At 58.6% G+C, this 6,308-nt stretch carries 2 protein-coding genes; both read left to right on the top strand.

What is annotated here, in order from left to right:
• A partial coding sequence (locus tag H8711_RS13085; protein ID WP_249283828.1) for a hypothetical protein occupies nt 1-777 on the top strand: 777 nt, incomplete at its 5' end.
• Nucleotides 778-1,112: 335 nt separating this feature from the next.
• A partial coding sequence (locus tag H8711_RS13080; protein ID WP_249283827.1) for a discoidin domain-containing protein occupies nt 1,113-6,308 on the top strand: 5,196 nt, incomplete at its 3' end.

The raw sequence follows: 6,308 nt of genomic DNA, 5'->3' as shown, positions 1-6,308 counted from the left end.
GACGATATGGCAGCGGAGCTGACCAGAGCGATCGCGAAGGTGCGCCTCATGCAGGCGGTGGCCGAAGTGAACGGGCTGAACGCGTCGCGTTACACGGCGGCAAGCTGGAATGCGGTGCAGGCAGCGCAGGCGGAAGCGAAGGCGCTGCTGGCGAACGAAAACGCGACGGAAGAAGAGCTGACCGGAGCAGCGACCAAGCTGGCGAACGCAGTGAAGGGCCTGAAGACGAAGAGCGGCTCGAGCGGCTCCGTTTCTAAAGTAAACGACAACGATTACTGGAACGGGATCATCGAGAAGATCAACGGAACCGAAAAGGGCGGCATAGTAAACGCGACGCTGGAGAGCGGAGCGATGACGCTGGCGGCGGTGATCGATGCAGCGGCGGCGAAGGGCGTCGCGCTGAACATCGAGATCGGCGGGAAGGCATACCTGCTGAGCAATTACGCGATCGACGCATCCGCGGTGTACTACAGCGCGGCGGAACTGATTGCGATGGCAGACGGCAAAGCTCCAGCTGCGGGCGATGCGGCTGGCAGCGGCAACGCCAACCCGGAGACGGGCGGCGAAGCCGGTACGACAGTGGCGCCCACCATCGGCAGCGCGGCAGTTCCCGCGCCCGAGGCTCCCGCAGTGATCGCTCCGGAAGCGCCCGCCGAGGCGGCTGAGACCGAGATGAACAGCGTTTCTCTCTGGGTGATCGTGGCAGTTGCGATTGCAGCGGTTGCGGCCATCGGCGGCGCAATCTATTGCAGCCACAGAAAACGCAGAAACAGTTGAGGCATCAATTTTAATCCGTGATAAGAAGTGCTGTAAACCGGCTGAGTGCCCGTGTTTGCGGCACTTCTTTTTTTGCTGCCGTGAGTGCCCGCACCATTTCCGACTAAACTACTATATAATTTTTATAAAATATAGCCATATAACTAGCGATACTGCACAAAAAACTGATTTGATTTTGTATTTCAATTTTTCCGATTTCTATATATCATTCCGATTTGTGCATTCCCACATGATTGAAAAGAAGGTACAATAAAAATAACTTGACCGGTTGCATATTTATGCTGCTGGAAGAGGGCTTGTCCGGTAAGAGCCAAAAAGGAGATAGGAGGATGAAGATGAAAAAACGAGCATTCAAAACGGTGCTGGCCATTCTATTGGCGGCACAGCTCACTTTAAGCAGTGGAATCGCTGCTTTTGGTGAGACCACTCTGCCTTCAGCAGTGGGCGGTGAACCATTACAGACAGAGGTCACCTTAGCCCAAAACGAGGAAGGCGAGGCTTCCACCGATAGCATTTTGCTGTCGGAAGAACAGGCCGAGTTTTACATTCCGCAGGATAAGATGACGGCAAGTGCGTCCCAGTCCGGTTCGAGTGACCCCGCCTCCCAGGCGATTGACGGAGATACTGACGCGGCGGACGGCAACGGCAAGTCGGTATGGGCTTCTTGGGGCCGCGGGGACGACACCGTAAAGGACCCCCAGTGGATTCAGTTGGATTTCGACGGTGCATATGACGTCAAAGCGATTGAAATGACCGGCCGGAACAATACAAGCGAGGGCTTCATCACCCTGTACGACCTCGAGGTCAGCGAGGACGGCGAGACCTTTGAGAAGGTGATCGAGGACGGAACCTTCGAGGTTCCCGCCAATGGCGTGGCGGTCAGGGCCGACCTGCCGGAGACCATGAACATCAAGGCCATCCGTCTGACCGCGAAGGACTGCATGGATAGCGAGAAGAATCAGGGCATGTTCTGGCCCGCCATCTCCAATCTGGAGGTCGTGGCAGCCGGCGAAGCCGAAATCCCCGACGGTCCGGAATCGAATATCCCGCAGGATAAGATGACGGCAAGCGCGTCTCAGTCCGGCAAGGGGGACGAGCCGGAATGCGCAATCGACGGCGACGCAATGACTGCCCAGAACGGTAAAACTGTATGGGCCTCCTGGGGGCGCGAGGACGACACCGCAAAAGATCCCCAGTGGATCCAGCTGGATTTTGACCGTGCGTATGCGGTGAAAGCGCTGAAGATGACCGGTCGGAGCAACTCCACGGAAGGCTTCATCACCTTGTATGACCTCGAGATCAGCAAGGACGGCGAGACCTTCGAGAAGGTGATCGAGGATGGAGCCTTCGAGGTTCCCACCAGCAACGGCGCGGCGGTCAGGACCGACCTGCCCAAAATCACCAGGATTAAGGCCATCCGCCTGACGGCCAAAGACTGCACGGAATACGCCAAGGCTCCGGGTAACTTCTGGCCCGCCATCTCCAACCTCGATGTGATTGTGGTTGGGGAGGAAACGGAGGAGCCGGAGCCCCCGGAGCCGACCGATCCCGACGCAATCTGGCCCACCCCGGAAATCGCGCCCGAAGCGGCTGAGGTTGCGGGCGTGGAGAACCCGGTGATCCTGCTCAACGACCGCCAGGGCAGCGGAACCTGGAAGTTCCTGTTCGACCTGCCCGGCGCCAAGCCCCCGTCCGGTGAATTCGATTTCTCCGCATGGGACGGCGAGAATTGGGAAAACATCATCGTTCCCGGCGAAATTTTGATGCAGGGCTGGGATATCCTGGCGGATAAGGAATACTACTACAAAACAACCGTTACCATCCCGGCAGATTACGCTGGCAACCGCATCCTGGTGCGCTTCCACGGCGTGTACAGTGACGCGCGCGTCTGGGTGGACGGCAAGTTTGTGAGAAACCACGTCGGCGGCTTCACCGCCTGGGATTGCGACATCACCGATGTGGTGGGCGACTTTACCGGCGAGGACAAACAGGTTGAGCTGGTGGTCGGCGTGACCGACGTTCACGCGAACCCCTCCTACGGCTCCACCTATGCGCACCACAACATGGGCGGTATCCTGCGCGATGTAGAGTTGCTGGCGCTGCCCAACGATTACATCAAGAGCATCCATGTGGAGACCGACCTGGACGAGACCTTCACCGATGCTGAACTGAAGCTGGATGTGAAGCTGGGCATGGTTTCGGAGAACGCGACGGTCGAGTTCGAGCTGACCGATAAGGACGGCGACGTTGTGGCGCTGGAGCCCGGCTCGGTGGAAATCGGCAAGGAAGCGTCCAGAGCGCAGGTGTCCATCCCGGTGAGCGACCCGCTCAAGTGGGATGCGGAGCACCCGAACCTGTACGAGCTCAAGACCACCCTGAAGGTGGACGGCGAGGTGATGCAGGTGAACACCCAGAAGATCGGCTTCCGCGAGATCACCTATCAGGTGGAGGACGAAACCTACGACAGAAATAAGGTGTATGTCAACGGCAAACAGGTCAAGCTGCGCGGCACCTGCCGGCACGACGTCTCCTACGACCTGGGCCGTTCGCTGACCGACGAGCAGCAGCGGCGGGAGCTGGAGGCGTACAAGGAGATGAATATCAACTTCCTGCGCACCTCCCACTATCCGCCGAGCAAGAAGTTCCTGGAAATCTGCGACGAGCTGGGCCTTTATGTCGAGTGCGAAACAGCCGTATGCTTCCAGTATAACTATAACAGTCTGGGCACGGCGTCGTTCCTCAACCAGTACACCGAGATGATCGAATTGAGTCGTAACCATGTCTCGATTCTCATGTGGTCGTTGGGCAACGAGTCCTATCATTATGGAAATCCTGAAGTCTACCACAAAAAATGGGATTATGTCAAGGCGACCGATACCACCCGCCCGGCCATCTTCTCGTGGCCCGCTTCTGTTCGGGACGGTTCGGTTCCCTACGACATCTACAGCGCGCACTATGTCAACTGGGATTTGACCGGCGGCGGCGCCGGCTACGGCAACCCGGATTACGACAATTTCCCGGTCATCCACGACGAGTACGCGCACATCCCCTGCTACAATATCAGCGAGCTGCAGCGCGACGTGAACGTGCGCAACTTCTGGGGCGAAAGCCTGATGCGCTTCTGGAATAATATTCTGGAAAGTGACGGTTCCCTGGGCGGCGCGCTGTGGGGCGGCATCGACGATGTGTTCTATATCCCCGAAGGAACCACCGAGCGGTACCGTTTTGATTCTGACGGCGACGTGGCCGGCTACGGCGAATGGGGCAGCGTGTTGGATGTCTTCTTCCGGCTGAAGCCCGAGGCGTGGCTCACCAAGAAGGCTTATTCCCCGGTCCGTCTCGACGAGGATAACTATGAAATTCCCGAGGCGGGCGCGCCCCTGGTGCTGAACGCCAAAAACTGGTTTGACCACACCAACTTTGACGAGGTGACGATGGTCTACCAGATCAACGATGGCGAAGCACAGGTGGCGGCCCTTTCCTCCGTCGCCCCGCACACGGCGGGTACGATTGAAGTCCCCGCAAACAATTGGAAAAACGGCGACAAGGTCAACCTGAAATTCTACACCGGCTATGAGGGCGAAGACGAGCTGATGATCGACGAGTACAACCTGGTGCTCGGCGGCGTGCAGGTCGAGTTCGAGCCCGCGAGCGAAACCGCTCCGGCGATCACCGAAGACGGCGATCTCGTGACCGTATCCGGCGAAAACTTCACGGTGAAGTTCAGCAAAGAGGCGGCCCAGATCACCGAGGGCAGCTTCAATGGGGAGACCCTGTTGACCGGCGGCCCGAAGCTGAACGCGCTGGGCGGCATGTGGACCCCCGACACGGAAGCGCCTCTGACCTACAAGACCGAGGGCAACCTGGCGGTCGTCAGCCTGCTGGGAAGCTATGGCGACACCCAAGTGCGGTTCGACCTGAAAATCAGCGGCAACGGCATCATCACCACTGACTATACGCTGCTGACCGCACCCTCCAAAACGAATGGACATACCGAGGTGGGCGTGGTTTACGAGATCGCCCAGGGCGTGGAGAGCGTGAGCTGGCTGCGCGACGGCCTGTGGTCGGCGTATCCGGAGGATCATATCGGCCGAAACGAGGGCACCGCGCTGCGCGTGCGCCCGGGTTCCGATGAAACCCCGGATGTATACGGGGAGATGCCCAACTGGCCCTGGAAGGACGATATGCGCAACTTCTTCCTGTATCCGAAGGACAGCGAGAAGGACGGCATCATGACCAACGATTTCAAAACCATGCGCGAAAACGTCTGGAACTACGACGTGAACTACGGCGAGAACCAGCCGGGCATCCGTGTGGAGTCCGCAGACGCGAGCGTTGCGGCGCGGATTACCATTGACAAGGGCGGCAACGAAAACTTTGTGGACGACCGGGATTCGCGCATTGTCTACAGCGACGGCTGGGATACCTACAACAGCGGCAGCGACTACGCTGGTACCGAGACGTTCAGCACCAAGCTGGGCGCGACTGCCGAGTTCACCTTTGAGGGTGTCGGCGTGCGGTTCATCGGTTCGAAGCAGAACAACGTGGGCAAATTAAAGATTTACATCGACGGCGAGTTCAAGGAAGAGATCGATACCTACAGCGACCTCGGCAATCAGCTCAAGCAATCGCCGATTTACAGCATCGACAATCTGCCCGAGGGAACACACACCATCAAGGTGGAGACCTCCGGCGGCAAATACAATTGCATCGTGGTGGATGCGTTTGAGGTGCTGACCAAAACAGCGCCTGAGATCAAAGAAACCACCAAGCTGGTCATCAACAACCAGTGGTACTACCCTGAGCTCGGCTGGGGCAACTACAGCGGCGTCAGCGGCAAGCTGAATGAAGGCTCGACCGGTTCCGTTACCATCCGCCTGACGGGCAATGTGGAAGAGCAGCCCTCCGACGTGGACAAGACTTCGCTGAAGGCGCTGATCGCGGCGGTCGATGGGAAATACGACGAGACCCGCTATACCGCGGCGAGCTGGAAGGCTCTGACCGATGCGCTGAATGCAGCGAAGGCGGTCGTTGCTGACGTGGCTGCAACCGAAAGCCAGGTGTTTGATGCCTACCTCGCGCTGGTAGCGGCGCGCGACGGCTTGACCTACGCGCCCGATAAGAGCCTGCTTACGCTGGCGGTCGAGATCGCGGAAGACCTGTTGAAGGACGAAAGCCTGACCGCGGCCACGAAGGAAGCGCTACAGGTGGCAGTGAACAGCGCGAAAGCGGTGCTGGATAACGCGGACGCGACGCAGGCTGAGATCAACGCCGAGTACGAAGCGGTGATGACCAGGATCACCGAGCTGGTGAAGGCGGATAAGACCCTGCTGAGACAGCTGATCGCAGCGGCGGATGCATTGGAAGAAGGTAACTACCGCCCGAGCAGCTGGGCGAATCTGCAAGCGGTGCTGACCGAGGCGAAGGCAGTGGAAGCAAACGGCAACGCGACCGAGGCGATGATCGCAGAGGCGTGCAGCAAGCTGACAGCCGCAATCAACGCATTGCAGAGCGAGTTCAACTATGCGGCG

The sequence above is a fragment of the Ligaoa zhengdingensis genome (genome assembly GCF_014384885.1).
Lineage (GTDB): Bacteria > Bacillota > Clostridia > Oscillospirales > Ruminococcaceae > Ligaoa > Ligaoa zhengdingensis.
Note: the sequence above shows the minus strand (reverse complement) of the source record. Positions and strands in the feature narration are given on the sequence as shown.